Below are 18,045 nucleotides of genomic sequence, written 5' to 3'. Positions count from 1 at the left end.
ATTAATTTATATGTATTAATGAGATTTACAACTTACAACCGAAATTTGAATAATATTGAAAGAAAATAATAGCACGATAAAAAATTATTACCACATACTAATAGTAAATCTTATCACCAGATATAACAAGTGTTAATAAAAAGGTCTGCACTTATACTTTTAAGTGCAGACCTTTTTATGCAGATAGATTCATTATGCTTCGTTAAATATAACATCCCCTTCTTCAGCAGGCCATTCACCTTCTAATTCCATGTCGTCTAACATCATTTCAGCCGTAAAGACAATCGCTATTAAATCCTTATGGTAGTCTCCGCTAGGCAAATAGTGACTAAGTCCAAAACAATCCCTATCAATTTCTTTATAGTGCAATTCCATATTTAACATGAATTTCAACATCTCATCGCCTGTAATTTCACCAGAATCAGATACAGCAACGGTTCTACGTTCGTTATCCCCTAAAATGCTTAAATTTCCACTAATTTTACGCACCTGCAATCCCCTCATACTATAATTTTTAGATAATTTTAGTATAAGCTCATTACAAAATTAACAGAAGTACCTTGTATGGCCATAACAAAAACCCCCTATACACGATTATTTCTAATCACATACAAGGGGTTGTTTTAGATGTACTATTTATTTTCAACACGTAACACCAACAATACATAACGCGCCCAGAGGGATTCGAACCCCCGGCAGACGTGGTACCGGAAACCACCGCTCTATCCGACTGAGCTATGGGCGCATGATTATAAAATACACTTCATTTTCTCTCCATAATAATAGCAATAAAAACCATTTAAATCAATAAAAACTCTTTGATAGCACATTGTATATACGATATTTCCTGCATAAAAACGCCCCCTATTTTCTACATTTAGGAGGCAATTCTTAACGGTCTTATTTCTCTAGTTTCTCTTTAATCTCTTTTGGAATTTCATCCGGTTGTACTTCTTGGTACGTTTCGATATACTCACCTTTCGTTTTAACCTTTACATATGCTCCTTCTCTAAGCCCACGAGGTGCATAAAACTTAACATCTCTTCCTTCGCCCGAAGCGTAATAACCAGTAAGTTTATAGTCTCCAGCTACCTCTCCAACTGTAGATAGTCGGCCAGATTCTTTCGCTTTTACATATACAAAGTCTTCTTTCACAAGCGGATTATATCTATCAGTCACCTCATTATGAGAAAAGCTTGCCACACCAATAACTAATATAAAAAGTCCAATTAAACCTAATAATAATTTCTTCATTTTTCTCTCCTTCAAATGTCCTTTTAACTTGCTTTACTTTCTTTATTCTAGGAGAAAAAGTTTTTTTCCACTATCGCTTTCCCTTACATGTTCATTACAAAATTGTAATCCACACATGTAACACCCCTAAATTTTCCAATCATAAATTCACCCCAACTCACAAATTATAATCTTTGAATTGATATTCCAAAGGGGGCTTCATTCAATGACTGTAATTACGAAATTAAAGCAAACTGTTTCTGGATTAAAAAGTGCACAAGCTAGCTTAGAGGGATTCGCTCTTGATACGGATAACCAACAAGCAAAGCAACTTTTTCAAACAGCTGCGCAGCAAACACAAACGATTATCGATTCTTTAAACCCACGCGTTGAAGAAGTCCAACAAGAAGAACCACAATACTCACAGCAATAACGGATTCGTCATGCTGTGAAATAGAAAAAGGATGATATGCAGTCATCCTTTTTCTATCACATTACATATTGCAATAGAAATGGAATGATAATCATGCGAAAACTCGGTCTCATAACCGCATTATTTGCCCTTCTATTTAGCTCTTTTACCGGATGTGATAATAGTCCCTTAGATAAAAAAGTGAAAGAAGAAGCAAAACGAACGGAGAAAGAAAAAGGTCCTAAATTAACAAAGACGAGTACGGAATCCTTTAATCAATCTATATCACAAGGAGCCAAGAAAAGGGCTCTCGCTATGGATGAAATTACAAAAAGCACAGCAGTGAATTCAAATTTGGATCTCTACATAGCAGTTCTACCTGAACATCACGAAAGGTTTGGATTAAAGCCTCTGCGTAAGAAGCTTCAAAAGCAGCTAAGTGATGAGCATCCTACTTTCGATGTTCGTGTAAGTACTGATAAAAAAATCTTTATGTTACTCGAAAAGCTTGAGAGCAAAATTAAGAAAAAAGAAGTATCTAAAGACGAGATCAATAAGCAATTAAAACTCATTGGGAAAAAAATGGAGTCTAACACTTAACGCTTTTTAATAGAAAAGGAAGGATCGCAATGTCTAGTAAAGATAAGAACTTAACCCCTGTGCAACAAGAGTATAAAAAATTCGAGCAAGAACGCGAACCGAAGCGCCCTGTCTTGAAAAATTGTATTAAAGCCTTTTTCGTCGGTGGTTTTATTTGCTTCATCGGACAACTCATTTCTACGTTTTATATCACATATTTTGACTTCACTGAGCGTTCAGCAGGAAATCCAACAGTCGCAACTCTCATTTTCATTTCCATGTTACTAACTGGTTTCGGTATATATGACCGCTTTGGGCAGTTTGCTGGAGCAGGCACAGCTGTACCCGTTACTGGATTTGGTAACTCTGTTATTGCCGCATGTATCGAACACCGAACAGAAGGGTTCGTACTCGGCGTTGGAGGAAATATGTTTAAATTAGCCGGCTCTGTTATTTTGTTTGGTGTATTTTCAGCTTTCGTCATCGCACTTATTAAAACGATTCTCGTTCAATGGGGAGGGCTATAAATGTTACAAGGACACCGAACGTGGGTATTTGAAAATAAACCCGTTATTATTTCGACAGGAGTCGTTGGTGGACCGTTTGAAGCAAAAGGAAACATTCCAGAAGACTTCGATATCCTTCATGAAGATTTATGGCTCGGACAGGATTCCTATGAAAAAGCCCATAAAATTTTATTCGAAGAAGCTTGTAGTCGCGCTACTGAAAAAGCCAAGCTTCGTAAAGACGATATTCAATTCGTACTTGCAGGAGATTTAATTAATCAAATCACTCCAACAAGCTTTGCCTGCCGTACACTCGGAACACCATATCTCGGATTATTTGGCGCTTGTTCTACTTCTATGGAAGGATTAGCACTCGGGGCAAGCATTGTAAATGCAAAAGGCGCAAAATATTTATTAACTGGGGCATCTAGTCATAACGCCGCTGTAGAGAAGCAGTTCCGATATCCAACTGAATACGGCGGTCAAAAACCGCCTACCGCACAATGGACAGTAACCGGGGCAGGTGCGGCTATTTTAAGCGACACTGGACATGGTCCTAGAGTAACATCTGCCACAATCGGACGAGTGATTGATATGGGATTAACAGATCCTTTTAATATGGGTGGTGCGATGGCCCCAGCGGCTGTCGATACGATTGAAGCCCATTTACACGAACGACAAATTGACGCCTCTTATTACGACTTAATTGTAACAGGTGATCTTGGACATGTCGGTCGCGAAATTGCTTATGACTTACTACATAAACACGGAACGAAAGTAACGAGCGAAAAGTTTCAAGATTGCGGCATACTCATTTATAGAGAAGGGCAACCTGTCATAGCTGGCGCTAGCGGACCGGGATGTTCCGCAACAGTCGTGTACGGTCATTTATTAAACCGAATGAAAAGGGGAGAATTCAAAAAAATACTCGTCGTTGCGACAGGCGCTTTACTATCTCCACTTACATTCCAACAAGAAGAAACGATTCCGTGTATCGCTCACGCCGTTTCGATTGAATTTGGAGGTGCAACGCAATGATTTTTTTCTGGGCTTTCGTCATCGGCGGACTCATATGTGTAATTGGCCAACTTATGTTTGATGTCGGCAAGCTAACACCCGCTCATACAATGGCAACACTCGTTGTTGCCGGTGCTATACTGGACGGATTCAACCTGTATGAACCATTAATCGACTTTGCTGGAGCCGGGGCAACTGTACCTATTACAAGTTTCGGTAATGCCCTCGTTCACGGCGCAATGGAAGAAGCTGCAAAACACGGCATCGTTGGCGTCATTACCGGAATGTTTAAAGTAACAAGCGCTGGTATTTCTGCTGCTATCATATTCGGATTCATTGGTGCATTACTATTCAAACCGAAAGGATAAGAGGTGTTTGTATGACAGTTATCGCTAGCGTTAAAACCTGCCTTGCTAGTGTAAGGGGCGCTCAAGCAAGTTTAAGCTCCCTCTCACTACATTCACAGGACGCGGAATCAAAACGCGTATTTCATGAATGTATGTTAGAAATGGACAGCATCATCGCTGATTTACAGAATAGAGTTTCATTATTAGAACGTGAAGAACCTCAATATAAAGGGTTTTAAGTAGACTGGAGGAAATGACTATGTCTCACCTGCCGGAATGGACACTTGTCATTCTTCGCTCTGTATTCATATTAATTATTTTATTCGCTATTACGAAATGGTTAGGGAAAAGACAAATCTCTCAGCTCTCCTTTTTTGAATACATAGCCGGAATGACAATCGGTGACATCGCTGCCCAAGTATCTACAGGGCTCGATTCAAAATTTTTCCACGGCGTCTTTGCGATACTCATTTTCGCTGTGGTACCTTTTTTCACAGGAATCCTCTCCTTAAAGAACAAAACAGCTCGCGACTTCTTTGAAGGGAAATCTACCGTATTAATAAAAGATGGAAAAATACTCGAAGATAACTTAAAGAAAGAAAAATATACAAGTGACGAATTACTAGAACTACTCCGTGGAAAAAATGCTTTCAGCGTAGCTGATGTTGAATTTGCCGTACTAGAACCGAGCGGAGAATTAAATGTATTATTGAAGAAAGATCGCCAACCACTTACAGCAAAAGACGTTGGCTTAAAAGTACCGAATGAAAAAGAACCACAAACTGTTATTATGGATGGCAATGTCTTAGATGAACCTCTATCCTCTAGTGGACATAACCGCGCTTGGTTACATTCTGAACTAGAAAAGCTCGGTGTTGTTATTGAAAATGTCTTTCTCGGTCAAGTGGATTCATACGGACAACTTACTATCGACATTTATAATGACAAACTACAAATGCCTTCTCCTCAAAACAAGCCTTTATTATTAGCATCTTTAAAAAAATGTCATGCTGATCTTGAACTATTTTCCCTAGAAACAAAGTCGAAATCAGCAAGCGAAATGTATAGTAAAAACGCGAAACACATCGAAAAGATTTTAAATAAAGTAACCTATCTTTTAAAAGAATAGATATCACAAGAACGCTTCAGTAAAAAGGCGTTCTTTTCTTTTTACTACAGATTTCATGACGTTTAAATTTATGTAATTCGGTTATGATGTTGAAGATACATAAGCAGGGAATTTCAAAAACATAGCGAATAATTCATGGTACAACTACATATTTTTTTGATTTAAAGTGGTTTCGTTTGACCTTTATTGACCATAATTGTATTATAAGACTAAGAAAGCTTTAGAAGGAGGAAATAACAGATGAATTTAATTCCTACAGTAATTGAACAAACAAATCGTGGAGAACGCGCTTACGATATTTACTCTCGACTATTAAAAGACCGCATCATTATGCTTGGTAGTGCAATTGATGACAACGTAGCTAACTCAATCGTTTCCCAGCTTTTATTCTTGGAATCTCAAGATCCAGAAAAAGATATTCACATCTACATCAATAGCCCTGGTGGTTCTATCACAGCAGGTATGGCAATTTACGATACAATGCAATTTATTAAACCACAAGTATCAACAATCTGTATCGGTATGGCTGCATCTATGGGTGCATTCTTACTTGCAGCAGGTGAAAAAGGAAAACGTTATGCACTTCCAAACAGTGAAGTAATGATTCACCAACCACTTGGCGGAGCACAAGGTCAAGCGACTGAAATCGAAATCGCTGCAAAACGTATCCTATTCTTACGTGAAAAACTAAACCAAATTCTTGCTGACCGCACAGGTCAACCACTTGAAGTACTACAACGCGACACAGACCGCGACAACTTCATGACAGCTGAAAGAGCTCTAGAATACGGCTTAATCGATAAGATCTTTACAAATCGTTAATACTTAAAAGCGGAAGCGCCCTCTTACAGGGCGCTTTTTTTATAATTAAACCTCCGCACGTGCATACCCCACCTAGTATACCCCTAAATATATCAACGATTTTTCAAATATATCGACCGTAACTCCAATTATATCGGCGATTATTTTAATATATCGACGATTCGACACAACTTATCGACTTACCGACAATCCTCGACAAGCATGCACCGCCTACATACCCGACCCCCAACAACAAACTACAAACAACAAAACAAAAAAGCTATCGCACATGCGCGATAGCTTCTTATTGTATATATGCAGCTAATGCTTCTAAAGCTTCTTCTGCATCTGAACCTTCTGTTGTAATTGTTATCATGCTACCAGTTCCAATTGCTAAGCTCATAATCCCCATTATGCTCTTTGCATTCACTGTCTTTCCATCTTTCTCGATGAAGATATCCGCATGAAAGCGATTGGCCTCTTGTACAAACAACGCAGCCGGACGTGCTTGTAAACCGTTTTTTAATGAAACCTTAACTCGTTTTTGAACCACAGCTCCATTTCCCCTTTAACCTCTTATTTTTTTGCTACCGCTTCCCCCGCGCGTAATTTCTCTGCAATCTCATCGATTTTACGCAAACGATGATTAATACCCGATTTACTAATTTTCCCCCCGGATACCATCTCGCCTAACTCTTTCAATGTTACATCTTGATAATCTCTTCGTAATTGTGCAATTTCTCGCAGTTTATCTGGTAATATATCAAGACCAACTGTCTCATCAATATAACGGATATTTTCAATCTGCCTTAGCGCTGCACCAATTGTTTTATTTAAATTGGCTGTTTCGCAGTTCACTAAACGATTTACTGAATTACGCATATCGCGAACGATTCGAATGTCTTCAAATCTTAAAAGTGCATTATGAGCGCCTATAATATTTAAAAACTCCGTAATTTTTTCTGCTTCTTTCAAATACGTAATGTACCCTTTTCTTCTTTCCAACGTCTTACTATTTAAATCAAATCCGTTCATCAATTCACATATAGCATCATTATGTTCCTTATATAACGAAAAGACCTCTAAATGATAAGATGATGTTTCTGGGTTATTTACTGAACCACCTGCTAAAAATGCACCACGTAAATACGATCGTTTACAACATTTCTTCTCAATCAATTCTTGTGATATATTTCGGATAAACGAAAAGTCGTCTCGAACAATATGAAGATCAGCTAATATTTCGCGAGACTTCTCAACAAGCCGCACAATATATACATTATTTTTCTTCAATCGCATTTTTTTACGAACAAGTAATTCTACCGTCACGTCATATCCTTTTTTCAAAAGCGTATAAATCCTTCTTGCGATTGCCGCATTCTCCGTTTGAATATCGATAGATAGACGACGGTTTGAAAAAGAAAGCGATCCGTTCATTCGAAGTAACGCTGATAATTCTGCTTTCTCACAGCATTCCTTCACCTCAAGATTCGTTAGCTCTTTCTTTGTTTCTGATGCAAATGACACAGTCAACACCTCCTTATACGATTACTTTGGAACAAAAATCTTGTCCTATATGAAATGATGAGCGTTACCTCAAACGAGGCAACGCACATCTACAACAGTGAATATAAAATAGAAGCTAGTTTTAATGTATCGTGCCTTACAACACGATCCTCATACTTCGCTAATTGATCTTGAATGACATCAATATTGCTCTCTGTAAAACGCTCTTCATCTACTACAACTGGTGCCGACATTTCTTCCTCATACAACTGACGTAATTCACAAGGAATATCACGGTTATTTACAATTGCAGTATCGATAAATGGTTTACCTAAATGATCATGTAACGCCTGCACATGGTCAAACGCAGTATATCCCATCGTTTCACCAGCTTGCGTCATAACATTACACACATATACCTTCTTCGCTTTTGCAGCAAGAACAGCGTCCCCGATTTTGTTAACAACTAAATTCGGTAATATACTCGTATACAAACTTCCTGGACCAAAAACAAGTAAATCAGCTCGTTTAATCTCAGCCAACGTTTCATGTAACGGCTCTACATCTTCTGGAGTTAAAAAGACGCGGTTAATCTTCTTCCCGGAATAAGGAATCTTTGATTCACCTGTTACAATTTCTCCATCTTCTAGTTCCGCATGAAGTACCGCACTTTGGTTCGCTGCCGGTAACACACGTCCTCTGACATTTAACACTTTACTCGTTTCCGTAATCGCATGGAAGAAGTCTCCTGTAATCGAGGTCATACCCGCTAATAATAAATTTCCTAACGCATGACCTTTCAGCCCGTCTCCCGTTGTGAAACGATGCTGAAATAAAGCTTCCACCAGCGGCTCTACATCTGATAACGCAACAAGTACGTTACGAATGTCACCTGGGGGTGGAATTTCGAGCTCATCACGTAATCTACCTGAACTGCCACCATCATCAGCGATTGTAACAACTGCTGTAATATCAACTGGATATTGTTTTAATCCTCTTAATAAAACAGAGAGTCCAGTACCGCCTCCCATGATAACAATTTTAGGTTTTCTCTCTTTTTTCATCCCTTAATGGCCCTTTCTCTTCTCCACATCACGATGAGATACATGAACGCTATACTCTGGTTTCAAATGTTTCCCAAGGTATTCTGTAAGCGTAACAGAACGATGCTGTCCACCTGTACATCCAATTGCAATTACAAGTTGACTCTTGCCTTCTCTTTTATAATGAGGCAGCATGAAAGTAATAAGATCCGTCAATTTTTCTAAAAACTTATGTGTCTCATTAAATTTCAGCACATACGATGAAACTTCTTCATCTAGTCCTGTTAATGGCTTCATATGTGGAATGTAATATGGATTTGGTAAAAAACGAACATCAAATACTAAATCTGCATCAATTGGAATACCGTACTTAAATCCAAATGACATAACATTTACACGAAATGCTTGCTCAGTTTCAGTTGAAAACAGATGAACAATTTTTTCACGTAATTCCTTCGGTTTTAAATCCGATGTATCCAGCACAATATTCGCTCGTGCCTTCATATCAGTTAATAAGCCACGCTCCATCTCGATTCCCTTTAACGGCAAACCAGTTGGTGCAAGTGGATGCGAACGTCTCGTTTCTTTATAACGAGTTACAAGCGTGCCATCTTTCGCATCTAAGAATAAAATATGAGGAATAATCCATGTACGTTCTGATAAATCATCAAGTGCTCCCCATAAATGTTCGAAAAACTCTCGGCCACGTAAATCAACGCCAAGTGCTACTTTATTCATTTTCCCTTTTGAATCCGCCATAAGTTCAATAAACTTCGGCAATAACATCGGTGGTAAATTATCTACACAGAAATATCCTAAATCTTCAAAACTTTGTAAAGCTACTGTCTTTCCAGCTCCAGACATTCCTGTAATAATTACCATTTTTATATCATTATTCTCTGTCATCGTATCCTCTCCTTGACGGTTTAACTCGGATCTAATCGATATGAAAGCAACTCAAAATCTGGGGTATATACAAATGTACCGTAGATTATGCCATTTCCTTTAATTAAATAATCAATAATGTGATAATCTCCTGGTGCCATTGCTAAATCATCAATTTTGTCAAATGTATGCCAACCAATGATGCCTTCTTCGCTCTCTAGTTTGTTTTCTCCTGCAAAATCTGTCGCTAAAAAGGAGAACATCATCCATTCAGAAACAACTTTATCACCTTCTTGGATGACAAAGGTGAAGACCCCTTTTAACGCTGGGTTCTTTAAATAAATACCTGTTTCTTCACGATACTCGCGAACAACGGAATCTCTTACTGTCTCACCACGCTCCATTTTCCCGCCTGGTGCAACCCACCAATTTCGGCGAGGTTTTTGGAGTAAGAGTACTTCATTATCTCTAATTAACACACAGTTTGTCACTCTTTGCATGTTTCTTCACCTCAGCTACTTGCAGTAAATTTCTCACTGCATACTCATTTCATTATACTATCAAAAACAGTTTGCTACAACGAAGGAGCCAGTCCTCTTTCGCTAAGCACATGCTACTCAACAATTTTAAAAAAGCTTTTTAGAACAAGCAATGTAAATGCCTAGACTTTCAATGAATAGCATGAAAAATCCCCTTAACGATTTTTATCGCCAAGGGGATTAAAGTCCTTATTTCTTACCGAAATAAGTAACAATCGCAAATCCTAAAATAAAGGTAATAATTGAACTTATAATTGAAAATCCTCCAGTTGGAATACCAGGGAACACAATTACAATCGAGCCGATAACAAGTCCAATAATTGCCGCAAATGTCATACTTTTATAACGATCTAACAAGAAACTAATTCCTTTACTACTTACAACAAATCCCGCCATAACACCGGCACCGATAACTACGATTAAAGGTAAGTTCAGTGTAGTTAAAGCATTAATTGCTGTCGGATACACACCAATAATTAATAAAATAAATGATCCGCTAATTCCAGGAAGCAACATAGCCATACTAGCCATCCATCCTGCGAAAAATAAACCAATTGCATTTAAAATTGTTAACGTCGTAATTGGATCTGCTGCCTTATCCGGTTTAAAGAAAGCTGTGATCGCAACAAGAATTGCTGCAACTATTAATAAAACAATGTGCTTACCTTTAAACGACGACTTTGCATCAGCTTCCCTCATTAACATCGGTAATATACTAATAATTAAACCGAGGAAGAAAAATTGAGTCGGTTCATAATGATTTGCAAGTAAATATTTAATAACGTGACTTAACGTTAAAAACGCTGCTGCCACACCAGCTGCAAGGGGAATTAAAAACCCTAAATGTTTTTTCCATTCGCGACTAAAGAACCCACTAATTGCCGCAAGCAATTGTTCATAAATCCCTAACACAACAGCGATTGTACCGCCGCTCACACCAGGAATTAAATCACTAACGCCCATACAAAATCCACGATATATATTACGCCATTCCATACTGAATAAATTCCTCATTTCTTATAGTGATTTTTCCGTAAAGTCCAGTATATCAATAAGAAAGCTTATAATCCTAATATTTTTTGACAAAACTTTGACATTTTCAAAAAAAAGAAGAAAGCCCCTATCGGTAGCTTTCTTTTCAAAAGGCATATTACCCCTTATTTTTCTGATACTGTTTTTAGTTCTTCTAATAATTCTTCTACGTAATGTTGTGCACTTTGTGCTGCGATACTACCATCACCTGTTGCAGTTACAATTTGACGTAGCATTTTTTCACGAACATCTCCAGCGGCGAAAATACCAGGAACTTTCGTTTCCATACGCTCATTTGTTTCAAGGTAACCATTTTCATTTGTAATACCTAGTTCAACAAATGGTTTTGATAGTGGTAACATACCGATATATATGAACACGCCATCAGTTTTGACTTCTTTCTCTTCTCCACTGTTTACGTCTACAAGTGTTACGCTTCCCACTTTACCATTTGCATCGTTAATTTCTTTTATAGTGTGATTCCAAATGAAATTAACTTTCTCGTTTTGGAAAGCACGATCTTGTAAAATTTTCTGTGCACGAAGAGTGTCACGACGGTGAACGATTGTTACCTTTGATGCGAAGCGTGTTAAGAACACACCCTCTTCAACAGCAGAATCTCCACCACCAATAACTACAAGTTCTTTTCCTTTAAAGAAAGCCCCATCACATACTGCACAATATGATACACCACGGCCGCCAAGTTCTGTTTCGCCTGGCACACCAATTTTTTTATACTCTGCACCGCTTGCAACGATAATTGCACGTGCTTTATATTCTTTTTTACCAGCAATAATTGTTTTGTATTCTTTACCATCGATGACTGCTTTCACATCACCGTATGCATATTCAGCACCAAATTTCTTCGCATGCTCGAACATTTTATTTGATAAGTCTGGTCCTAAAATAGACTCATAACCTGGGTAGTTCTCTACATCTTCTGTGTTTGCCATTTGGCCACCTGGGATACCACGCTCAAGCATTAATGTGCTTAAATTCGCACGAGATGTATATACTGCAGCTGTCATACCAGCTGGTCCTGCACCAATAATAATGACATCATAAATTTTTTCTTCTGACACACTATTCACTCCTATTCATTCCTACACAATTAAGTTACCCTCATTATACTGTTAGCATCATTTTTTTCCCAATGATTTGCTTACCCTATGTGTGCGTACGTTTAACAGCCTGCACATACTTTCGAACAGTCGCTACAGATACATTATATATATCCCCAAGCTCCGACTGTGTCATCTTATTTCCTTGTTCGCTGCGTACAATATATTCAACCGCAGCTGACCAGCCGTATACATTTGTAAAAACTGCCCCAGATGTATATAAACGTATGAACGTACAAAACCAAAATTGTAAACACTCTTCGATTAATTCATCATCTTTTTTCGTATAATTATATAAAGCATCCGCAATTTGCGCGCACTGTTCAAATTGCTGTAAATCAACTGGAATGCTCTTATGGCTATTAAGTAAAAAGAAATACTTTGCAAGTTGCGATACGATTGGAACACCGTTCTTCGCCTGCGTTACATCAAAGAAGAATCCCACCTTCTCTGGCGTTGACAATTCATTCATTAAATATAAAGCTAGCATTTGTTCCTCTAACGTCGCACTTTGTTGAAATGATTTTCGTAATTCTTCAAATAATACGTTTTGTCCTTCATCTGCTAAATTCAGCGCATTCCACGGTTCTTTTCCCTTTTTATCAGGGTGCAATTCTACAACATGCTGCCACATTTTTTCAGCTACTTGCTGATCTTTCACCATATAAGCAGAATATGCAAACCAATAATAAAAACTAACGTCTCCCTCATATCCTTGACGCTTTAATACTTTGAACCATTTATATGCAGGCTCAAAATGACCAATTGTTGCAAGTGTCGTTCCAAGTTTCAAACGATGCTCGAACGAAATCGGATATACTGAAACTAACTGCTCCGCTAACGCTTCTACTTGTTTATGCTCTCCAATTGAATATAGGAAAATAAGCGTATTACAAAGCGCATGTATATTACCAGGATTTTTCTCTAAAATCATTTCCGTTAACTTCAGAGCTTTATCTACATTACCAGATTGAAAATGTGCAATGGCTAAATTATTATGACCCGACCAAAATTCCGGATAATCTTTTGTAACAATTTCCAATGTAGCAATTGCTTCTTCCAATTGTCCGTTACGAATATAACGATTCGCTTCTTCTTGCATAACAATTAGATCATCTTCATCCTCAATCTCTTCCTCACCCATCGCTTCTTCTTCCATAATTTCAAGTAATTCTAATGTATCTTCTACAAATTCCTTCTCTTCTGCAACTTCTAAATAGCGATCCGCATACTTTTTCGCCTGCTGAAATAGCCCCATATATGCATAATTATTTGCAATAAAATAATAGCATTGTTCAAGTTCTGGATTAGATCTAACAAGCTTAAAGAAGATTTGATTCGACTCTTGATATTCACCAGCCTCAGATAATACTGTTGCTAATTGGCATAAAATAAACGGCTCCTTCTCACTTTGTGCCGCTCTTCGAAAATATTTAATTGCATCTTGCAATTTTTGCCCTTTGTAAGCTCTCATCCCTTTTTTATAAAAGAAGTCCGCTAATTGATTAAAAGAGATAACTTGTCCGTTCTCCTTATATATTCCTTGATTTTTCCCCATATATCCTCCAGTTTTTTGTTTTCTTCGTTCACACATTCTTCTATCTATAAGTATAAACGATTCCGTAAAAAACAAAACAGTATATTATACTCAATTATTTCCTTTTTATTCATTAAAAAAGAAGAGAAATGTTACATTTTTAGCATCAACCTTCTCTAGCATCCATTTCTTCTTTCGTATAAATAACACGCATTGGATTTCCACCCACGAAAGCGCCGCTTGGTACATCTCTATGAACAAGTGTGCCAGCTGAAATAATCGCGCCATCCCCAATTTCCACACCTGGTAATATAGTTGTATTTGCTCCAATCATCACTTCATTTCCTATGACGATCTCTCCAAGTCGATATTCGCGAATTAAATATTCATGTGCTAAAAGCGTTGTATTATAGCCGATAATCGAATTTTCTCCCACAGTTATCTTTTCTGGGAACATAATGTCCGGCATTACCATAAGCGCAAATGATGTTTTCTCTCCGACTTTCATCCGTAAAAACGTGCGGTACAACCAATTCTTGACGGATAAAAATGGCGTATAACGCGCAATTTGGATAATAATAAAGTTCTTCATCACCTTCCAAAAAGACACTGTTTTATACACATTCCATAATGAATTTTCTCCTGAAACAGGATAGCGCGTTGTCCGTCGCACTTAGCTCGCCCCTCTACTAAAAAGTGAAACTGTAAGTTAGTAGAGAAACACACCCCTACTAACTTACTTGGACCTTTATGAACGGTTCATATTAGACAAAATCGGTAGTAAATCACTCATTTTATCTAACATAAAGTCCGGCTTGTAAGCCTCTAAATACGCTCTACCTTTCAACGTCCATGAAACCGCAGCTGTTTTCGTGCCCGCATTTTGTCCGCCGACAATATCATGATGATTATCCCCAACCATCAATGCTTCTTCCGGTTTTGCATCCAATAACTCAAGCGCTTTTTGAAGTGGCTCTGGATGTGGTTTCACATGCTCTACATCATCAATTGTCACGACAATATCAAAAAATCCATCAAGCTTTGACAACTTTAATCCCATCTCAACGGTTTGTCTCGCTTTCGTTGTAACAATACCAACTTTATAGCCTTGCTTCTTCAACTCTTGAACTGTTTCATATACAGTTTCATATTCTTCCACTAATTCATCGTGATGATCATGGTTAAATTGACGATAACATGTAATCATCTCTTCAACCTTGTTTTCATCAATCTTGCTGAAAGTATCATGTAAAGAAGGGCCAATAAATGGCAATACATCTTCACGCTTATATTGACTTGGATAATATGTATGTAACGTATGTAAAAAAGAAGAAATAATAAGTTCGTTTGTATTAATTAAAGTTCCATCTAAATCAAATAACACTGTATTTATTCTCATTGCCTTAGTCCCTTCTCTTTCCTGAATATGAAAGAAGCAGCATCTTATAATAAGATGCTACTTTTCTCTAATTTTCCGAATATCTTTTATCAGCTTGCCCCATTTTTCGTCTCACAATAATGAAAATAATAGAAATAACAACAATTCCAATTGACATTACTTGCGCGATACGAAGTGGTCCTAACATTAAACTATCTGTACGTAAGCCTTCTACGAAGAAGCGCCCTATTGAATACCAAATTAAATATGTGAAGAATAATTCCCCGCGTCGTAAATTCACTTTTCGTAATGCAAGTAATAAAATGACACCTGCAAAATTCCATAATGATTCATATAAAAACGTTGGGTGATAGTACACACCCTCAATATACATTTGATTAATAATGAAATCCGGTAAATGAAGTCCTTCTAAAAACTGTCTCGTTACTTCATCACCATGCGCCTCTTGGTTCATAAAGTTTCCCCATCGACCAATTGCTTGTCCTAGTAAAATACTTGGCGCAGCAATATCAGCCAACTTCCAGAATGAAACCCCGCGCCGTTTCGCAAAAAGAATCCCTGTAATAACAGCCCCGATTAAACCACCATGAATCGCCAAGCCACCTTGACGAATATTAATAATTTGACTCGGGTTTTGCGCGTAATATTCCCATTCAAAAATAACATAGTACATTCTCGCAAATAGAATAGCGATCGGTACTGCAATTAATACAAGGTCAACAAATGTATCTTTTGGAATACCTAGTCTTTCTCCCTCGCGAGTTGCTAGCCAAAGACCTAATAGCACGCCTGTACCGATAATAATCCCATACCAATATACAGGAAACGGCCCAAGTTGGATCGCTACACGGTCAAGCTGTGGTACAGAACCTAACAGCATATGTATGACCTCCCTCTCCAAAGTTTACTCCTGATTTCCTAACTCAATCGCACTCATTAATCGTTCAGAGAACTGTTGTGCTGCATTGACTCCCATACGTTTTAAACGGAAATTCATCGCTGCTACTTCAATAATAACAGCCAAGTTTCGACCAGGACGAACTGGAAGTGTAATCTTCGTAAGCTCTGTATCAATAATCTTCATCTTCTCTTCATCAAGACCTAAGCGATCGTAATTTTTCTTTTGATCCCAAATTTCAAGATTAATAACAAGTGTAATACGCTTATAATTTCGCACTGCCCCTGCACCGAATAACGTCATAACGTTAATGATACCTAGACCACGAATTTCTAATAAATGCTCAATTAAATCTGGTGAGCTTCCTACTAATGTGTCTTCATCTTCTTGGCGAATTTCTACACTATCATCCGCAACAAGGCGGTGGCCACGCTTCACAAGTTCAAGAGCTGTCTCACTTTTACCAACACCACTTTGACCTGTAATTAAAACACCAACACCGTAAATATCTACTAACACACCGTGAACAGCAGTTGTTGGCGCTAACTTACCTTCTAAATAATTTGTTAAACGACTTGATAATCTCGTTGTCGTTTGAGAAGAACGTAATAAAGGCATGCCTGATTCACGTGATGCTTGTAATAACTCATCTGGTACATCTTGATTACGAGTTATAATAATACATGGCGTCTCCTCGGTACAAAGCGCTTTCATTCTCTCTTGTTTTTGCTCTGACGTTAACGTGTCAAAGAACGTAAGCTCTGTCTTTCCAAGAAGCTGTACGCGATCAGCTGGATAATATGTAAAAAATCCTGCCATTTCAATTCCAGGTCGTGATAAATCACTTGTATCAATCGGACGATGAATTCCTTCTTCACCACTGATTAACTCTAATTGAAATTGTTCAATTAAATCTTTTGTCCTTACTTTCGGCATATGTATAAACCTCCACTCCGCTGCGGGTTCAGTCTCATTTGATGTAAAATTCCATTCTACCGGATATTGTACCATTTTTTTCTGGAAACAAGAAATACGGTTTCTAATAAATAGAAAAAAACATTTCATATACATCATGAAATGTTTTTCTTTTTGTCATTTTCTCTTTTTTTCATATAGTGGCTCCACAATTGCCTTTTCAATAATCATATTAAAAATTGAAATACAAATTGCCGCAACAATCGCTACACCGAACCCTGATATATTAAATGCATCTCCTAATAATGAATCTGCTATTTTTAACGTAATCGCATTAATAACAATTAAGAAGAACCCGAAAGTTACAAGAGTAATCGGTAGCGTAATTAAAATTAAAAACGGTTTTACGAACACATTTAAAACAGCCAAAATAATACTCGCAATAATTGCAGTTTGTATATTTGCTACGTAAAACGCGTCTGGTGCAATCCCTTTTAAAAGTCCCGATACAGCAATTAACACAACGCTATTTACAAGAAGTGATACAATCCATCTCATTTCGTTACACATCCTTTTAAACATATATATTTCATCATACGCTAATAGACAATAAACGCAAGTATGATACGAACACTTATATCAACTTATTCTCCCGTTCATGCTTGTATACCTCCTAACATTTTCTCGCAAAATAAGGGCCATACCATCCATGTTCATGCGTTTTCACAAAGGTCCAAGTGAAATCTTTATCTCCAATATAGATATCGCCTTTATACATATCGTCCCTCTCACACAATATATCCTCCATATGTAATAAACTCGTATCTTTTATTAGCAGTACATTATCACAATGTTGATAGAATATATAGCAATCCTTTTTCACTTCATTATGAAACGCATTCTCCGCTTCTTCACCCTCTAAACACTTCTTTTTCTCATAACTAAATATGTGCCAAAGAAACCCACATGCATACTTATCACCATACAGAAAGATGTCTTCCTTTTCCTCATCACTTACATGATTTGCAAAGTTATCCTCCCAGCGCTTCCGAAAATAAACACCCCAACTTTGAAACTCTCTTACCTTCATGTTTTTCTTTCTTAAAACATCTGTAAACTCCATCTTCTCCCCCTATGAACGAAAAA

Annotated in this window: 24 protein-coding genes and 1 tRNA gene; 8 read left to right on the top strand and 17 right to left on the bottom strand. The window is 37.6% G+C overall.

The annotated features are described in order from the left end of the window. Positions 1-192: 192 nt before the first annotated feature. The 3 genes from DN394_RS08545 to DN394_RS08535 form a co-directional block, all read right to left on the bottom strand. Positions 193-489 (bottom strand): hypothetical protein, encoded by a 297-nt coding sequence (locus DN394_RS08545; RefSeq protein WP_149293739.1) that lies wholly within the window; start codon positions 487-489, stop codon positions 193-195. Between the two features lie 180 nt (positions 490-669). Beyond that, a tRNA-Arg gene (locus DN394_RS08540) sits at positions 670-745 on the bottom strand. Positions 746-900: 155 nt separating this feature from the next. Further along, entirely contained in the window at positions 901-1,254 is a 354-nt protein-coding gene (locus DN394_RS08535) for a YxeA family protein (protein WP_149293738.1), read from the bottom strand. 205 nt (positions 1,255-1,459) lie between these two features. On the opposite strand from DN394_RS08535, the gene DN394_RS08530 reads away from it, so the two are divergent. The 8 genes from DN394_RS08530 (at position 1,460) to clpP (ending at position 6,045) form a co-directional block, all read left to right on the top strand. Beyond that, positions 1,460-1,666 carry a DUF1657 domain-containing protein gene (locus DN394_RS08530; protein ID WP_000216166.1) on the top strand — a complete coding sequence of 69 codons (207 nt, stop codon included), beginning with the start codon at positions 1,460-1,462 and terminating at the stop codon, positions 1,664-1,666. Positions 1,667-1,759: 93 nt separating this feature from the next. Next, positions 1,760-2,245 carry a YhcN/YlaJ family sporulation lipoprotein gene (locus tag DN394_RS08525; RefSeq protein ID WP_046955592.1) on the top strand — a complete coding sequence of 162 codons (486 nt, stop codon included), beginning with the start codon at positions 1,760-1,762 and terminating at the stop codon, positions 2,243-2,245. A gap of 29 nt (positions 2,246-2,274) precedes the next feature. After that, complete coding sequence (gene spoVAC, locus DN394_RS08520) at positions 2,275-2,751, top strand: stage V sporulation protein AC (RefSeq protein ID WP_000095399.1); 477 nt, start codon at positions 2,275-2,277, stop codon at positions 2,749-2,751. After that, positions 2,752-3,768 carry a stage V sporulation protein AD gene (spoVAD, locus tag DN394_RS08515; RefSeq protein WP_149293737.1) on the top strand — a complete coding sequence of 339 codons (1,017 nt, stop codon included), beginning with the start codon at positions 2,752-2,754 and terminating at the stop codon, positions 3,766-3,768. It begins immediately after the preceding gene. Next, positions 3,765-4,115, top strand: coding sequence for a stage V sporulation protein AE (spoVAE, locus tag DN394_RS08510; RefSeq protein ID WP_000575918.1), 351 nt, complete (start codon positions 3,765-3,767; stop codon positions 4,113-4,115). The genes spoVAD and spoVAE overlap by 4 nt, the downstream gene beginning before the upstream one ends. An 11-nt stretch (positions 4,116-4,126) precedes the next feature. Then, a complete protein-coding gene (locus DN394_RS08505) occupies positions 4,127-4,333 on the top strand; it encodes a DUF1657 domain-containing protein (RefSeq protein ID WP_000215899.1) in 207 nt (68 codons plus the stop codon). 20 nt (positions 4,334-4,353) lie between these two features. Next, entirely contained in the window at positions 4,354-5,223 is an 870-nt protein-coding gene (locus DN394_RS08500; protein ID WP_046955590.1) for a DUF421 domain-containing protein, read from the top strand. Between the two features lie 240 nt (positions 5,224-5,463). Continuing rightward, positions 5,464-6,045, top strand: a complete 582-nt coding sequence (gene clpP / locus DN394_RS08495; protein WP_001049163.1) for an ATP-dependent Clp endopeptidase proteolytic subunit ClpP — start codon at positions 5,464-5,466, stop codon at positions 6,043-6,045. Positions 6,046-6,328: 283 nt separating this feature from the next. On the opposite strand, the gene DN394_RS08485 is transcribed toward clpP, so the two are convergent. The 14 genes from DN394_RS08485 to DN394_RS08420 all read right to left on the bottom strand — a co-directional run bounded on the left by DN394_RS08485 (position 6,329) and on the right by DN394_RS08420 (position 18,022). Then, complete coding sequence (locus DN394_RS08485) at positions 6,329-6,577, bottom strand: HPr family phosphocarrier protein (protein WP_000250305.1); 249 nt, start codon at positions 6,575-6,577, stop codon at positions 6,329-6,331. Between the two features lie 23 nt (positions 6,578-6,600). Further along, positions 6,601-7,551 (bottom strand): DNA-binding protein WhiA, encoded by a 951-nt coding sequence (whiA, locus tag DN394_RS08480; protein WP_000006567.1) that lies wholly within the window; start codon positions 7,549-7,551, stop codon positions 6,601-6,603. Between the two features lie 89 nt (positions 7,552-7,640). Beyond that, entirely contained in the window at positions 7,641-8,594 is a 954-nt protein-coding gene (locus DN394_RS08475) for a gluconeogenesis factor YvcK family protein (RefSeq protein WP_060488060.1), read from the bottom strand. A 3-nt stretch (positions 8,595-8,597) separates the two neighbouring features. Beyond that, positions 8,598-9,479 (bottom strand): RNase adapter RapZ, encoded by an 882-nt coding sequence (gene rapZ / locus DN394_RS08470; RefSeq protein WP_000138461.1) that lies wholly within the window; start codon positions 9,477-9,479, stop codon positions 8,598-8,600. Between the two features lie 20 nt (positions 9,480-9,499). Then, complete coding sequence (locus DN394_RS08465; RefSeq protein WP_001190080.1) at positions 9,500-9,958, bottom strand: NUDIX hydrolase; 459 nt, start codon at positions 9,956-9,958, stop codon at positions 9,500-9,502. Positions 9,959-10,186: 228 nt separating this feature from the next. Further along, positions 10,187-10,993: a DUF368 domain-containing protein gene (locus DN394_RS08460; RefSeq protein WP_000455195.1), complete on the bottom strand. Its 807-nt coding sequence runs from the start codon at positions 10,991-10,993 to the stop codon at positions 10,187-10,189. A 161-nt stretch (positions 10,994-11,154) separates the two neighbouring features. Next, entirely contained in the window at positions 11,155-12,111 is a 957-nt protein-coding gene (gene trxB, locus DN394_RS08455) for a thioredoxin-disulfide reductase (protein WP_149293736.1), read from the bottom strand. Between the two features lie 85 nt (positions 12,112-12,196). Then, positions 12,197-13,708: a tetratricopeptide repeat protein gene (locus DN394_RS08450; protein WP_149293735.1), complete on the bottom strand. Its 1,512-nt coding sequence runs from the start codon at positions 13,706-13,708 to the stop codon at positions 12,197-12,199. Between the two features lie 145 nt (positions 13,709-13,853). After that, positions 13,854-14,360, bottom strand: coding sequence for an acyltransferase (locus tag DN394_RS08445; protein WP_046955587.1), 507 nt, complete (start codon positions 14,358-14,360; stop codon positions 13,854-13,856). A gap of 75 nt (positions 14,361-14,435) precedes the next feature. Then, entirely contained in the window at positions 14,436-15,086 is a 651-nt protein-coding gene (ppaX, locus tag DN394_RS08440) for a pyrophosphatase PpaX (protein WP_060488057.1), read from the bottom strand. 67 nt (positions 15,087-15,153) lie between these two features. Then, the gene (lgt, locus tag DN394_RS08435) at positions 15,154-15,966 is read right to left on the bottom strand and encodes a prolipoprotein diacylglyceryl transferase (RefSeq protein WP_060488056.1); all 813 of its coding nucleotides are present in this window, start codon (positions 15,964-15,966) and stop codon (positions 15,154-15,156) included. Positions 15,967-15,990: 24 nt separating this feature from the next. Continuing rightward, complete coding sequence (hprK, locus tag DN394_RS08430; protein WP_029440973.1) at positions 15,991-16,920, bottom strand: HPr(Ser) kinase/phosphatase; 930 nt, start codon at positions 16,918-16,920, stop codon at positions 15,991-15,993. Positions 16,921-17,076: 156 nt separating this feature from the next. Further along, positions 17,077-17,457, bottom strand: a complete 381-nt coding sequence (locus DN394_RS08425; protein WP_001267307.1) for a phage holin family protein — start codon at positions 17,455-17,457, stop codon at positions 17,077-17,079. 115 nt (positions 17,458-17,572) lie between these two features. After that, positions 17,573-18,022, bottom strand: a complete 450-nt coding sequence (locus DN394_RS08420; protein WP_098109906.1) for a DUF4275 family protein — start codon at positions 18,020-18,022, stop codon at positions 17,573-17,575. Positions 18,023-18,045 lie beyond the last annotated feature (23 nt).

The sequence above is a fragment of the Bacillus sp. BB081 genome (assembly GCF_008368895.1).
In the GTDB taxonomy this organism is placed as follows: Bacteria; Bacillota; Bacilli; order Bacillales; family Bacillaceae_G; genus Bacillus_A; species Bacillus_A wiedmannii.
Note: the sequence above shows the minus strand (reverse complement) of the source record. Positions and strands in the feature narration are given on the sequence as shown.

Excerpts from the sequence above, each read along its gene's own strand:
- DN394_RS08535 (WP_149293738.1), bottom strand. The coding sequence starts at position 1,254 with ATGAAGAAATTATTATTAGGTTTAATTGGACTTTTTATATTAGTTATT.
- DN394_RS08530 (WP_000216166.1), top strand. The coding sequence starts at position 1,460 with ATGACTGTAATTACGAAATTAAAGCAAACTGTTTCTGGATTAAAAAGT.
- DN394_RS08525 (WP_046955592.1), top strand. The coding sequence starts at position 1,760 with ATGCGAAAACTCGGTCTCATAACCGCATTATTTGCCCTTCTATTTAGC.
- spoVAC (WP_000095399.1), top strand. The coding sequence starts at position 2,275 with ATGTCTAGTAAAGATAAGAACTTAACCCCTGTGCAACAAGAGTATAAA.
- spoVAD (WP_149293737.1), top strand. The coding sequence starts at position 2,752 with ATGTTACAAGGACACCGAACGTGGGTATTTGAAAATAAACCCGTTATT.
- spoVAE (WP_000575918.1), top strand. The coding sequence starts at position 3,765 with ATGATTTTTTTCTGGGCTTTCGTCATCGGCGGACTCATATGTGTAATT.
- DN394_RS08505 (WP_000215899.1), top strand. The coding sequence starts at position 4,127 with ATGACAGTTATCGCTAGCGTTAAAACCTGCCTTGCTAGTGTAAGGGGC.
- DN394_RS08500 (WP_046955590.1), top strand. The coding sequence starts at position 4,354 with ATGTCTCACCTGCCGGAATGGACACTTGTCATTCTTCGCTCTGTATTC.
- clpP (WP_001049163.1), top strand. The coding sequence starts at position 5,464 with ATGAATTTAATTCCTACAGTAATTGAACAAACAAATCGTGGAGAACGC.
- DN394_RS08475 (WP_060488060.1), bottom strand. The coding sequence starts at position 8,594 with ATGAAAAAAGAGAGAAAACCTAAAATTGTTATCATGGGAGGCGGTACT.
- rapZ (WP_000138461.1), bottom strand. The coding sequence starts at position 9,479 with ATGACAGAGAATAATGATATAAAAATGGTAATTATTACAGGAATGTCT.
- DN394_RS08465 (WP_001190080.1), bottom strand. The coding sequence starts at position 9,958 with ATGCAAAGAGTGACAAACTGTGTGTTAATTAGAGATAATGAAGTACTC.
- DN394_RS08460 (WP_000455195.1), bottom strand. The coding sequence starts at position 10,993 with ATGGAATGGCGTAATATATATCGTGGATTTTGTATGGGCGTTAGTGAT.
- DN394_RS08450 (WP_149293735.1), bottom strand. The coding sequence starts at position 13,708 with ATGGGGAAAAATCAAGGAATATATAAGGAGAACGGACAAGTTATCTCT.
- ppaX (WP_060488057.1), bottom strand. The coding sequence starts at position 15,086 with ATGAGAATAAATACAGTGTTATTTGATTTAGATGGAACTTTAATTAAT.
- lgt (WP_060488056.1), bottom strand. The coding sequence starts at position 15,966 with ATGCTGTTAGGTTCTGTACCACAGCTTGACCGTGTAGCGATCCAACTT.
- hprK (WP_029440973.1), bottom strand. The coding sequence starts at position 16,920 with ATGCCGAAAGTAAGGACAAAAGATTTAATTGAACAATTTCAATTAGAG.
- DN394_RS08425 (WP_001267307.1), bottom strand. The coding sequence starts at position 17,457 with ATGAGATGGATTGTATCACTTCTTGTAAATAGCGTTGTGTTAATTGCT.
- DN394_RS08420 (WP_098109906.1), bottom strand. The coding sequence starts at position 18,022 with ATGGAGTTTACAGATGTTTTAAGAAAGAAAAACATGAAGGTAAGAGAG.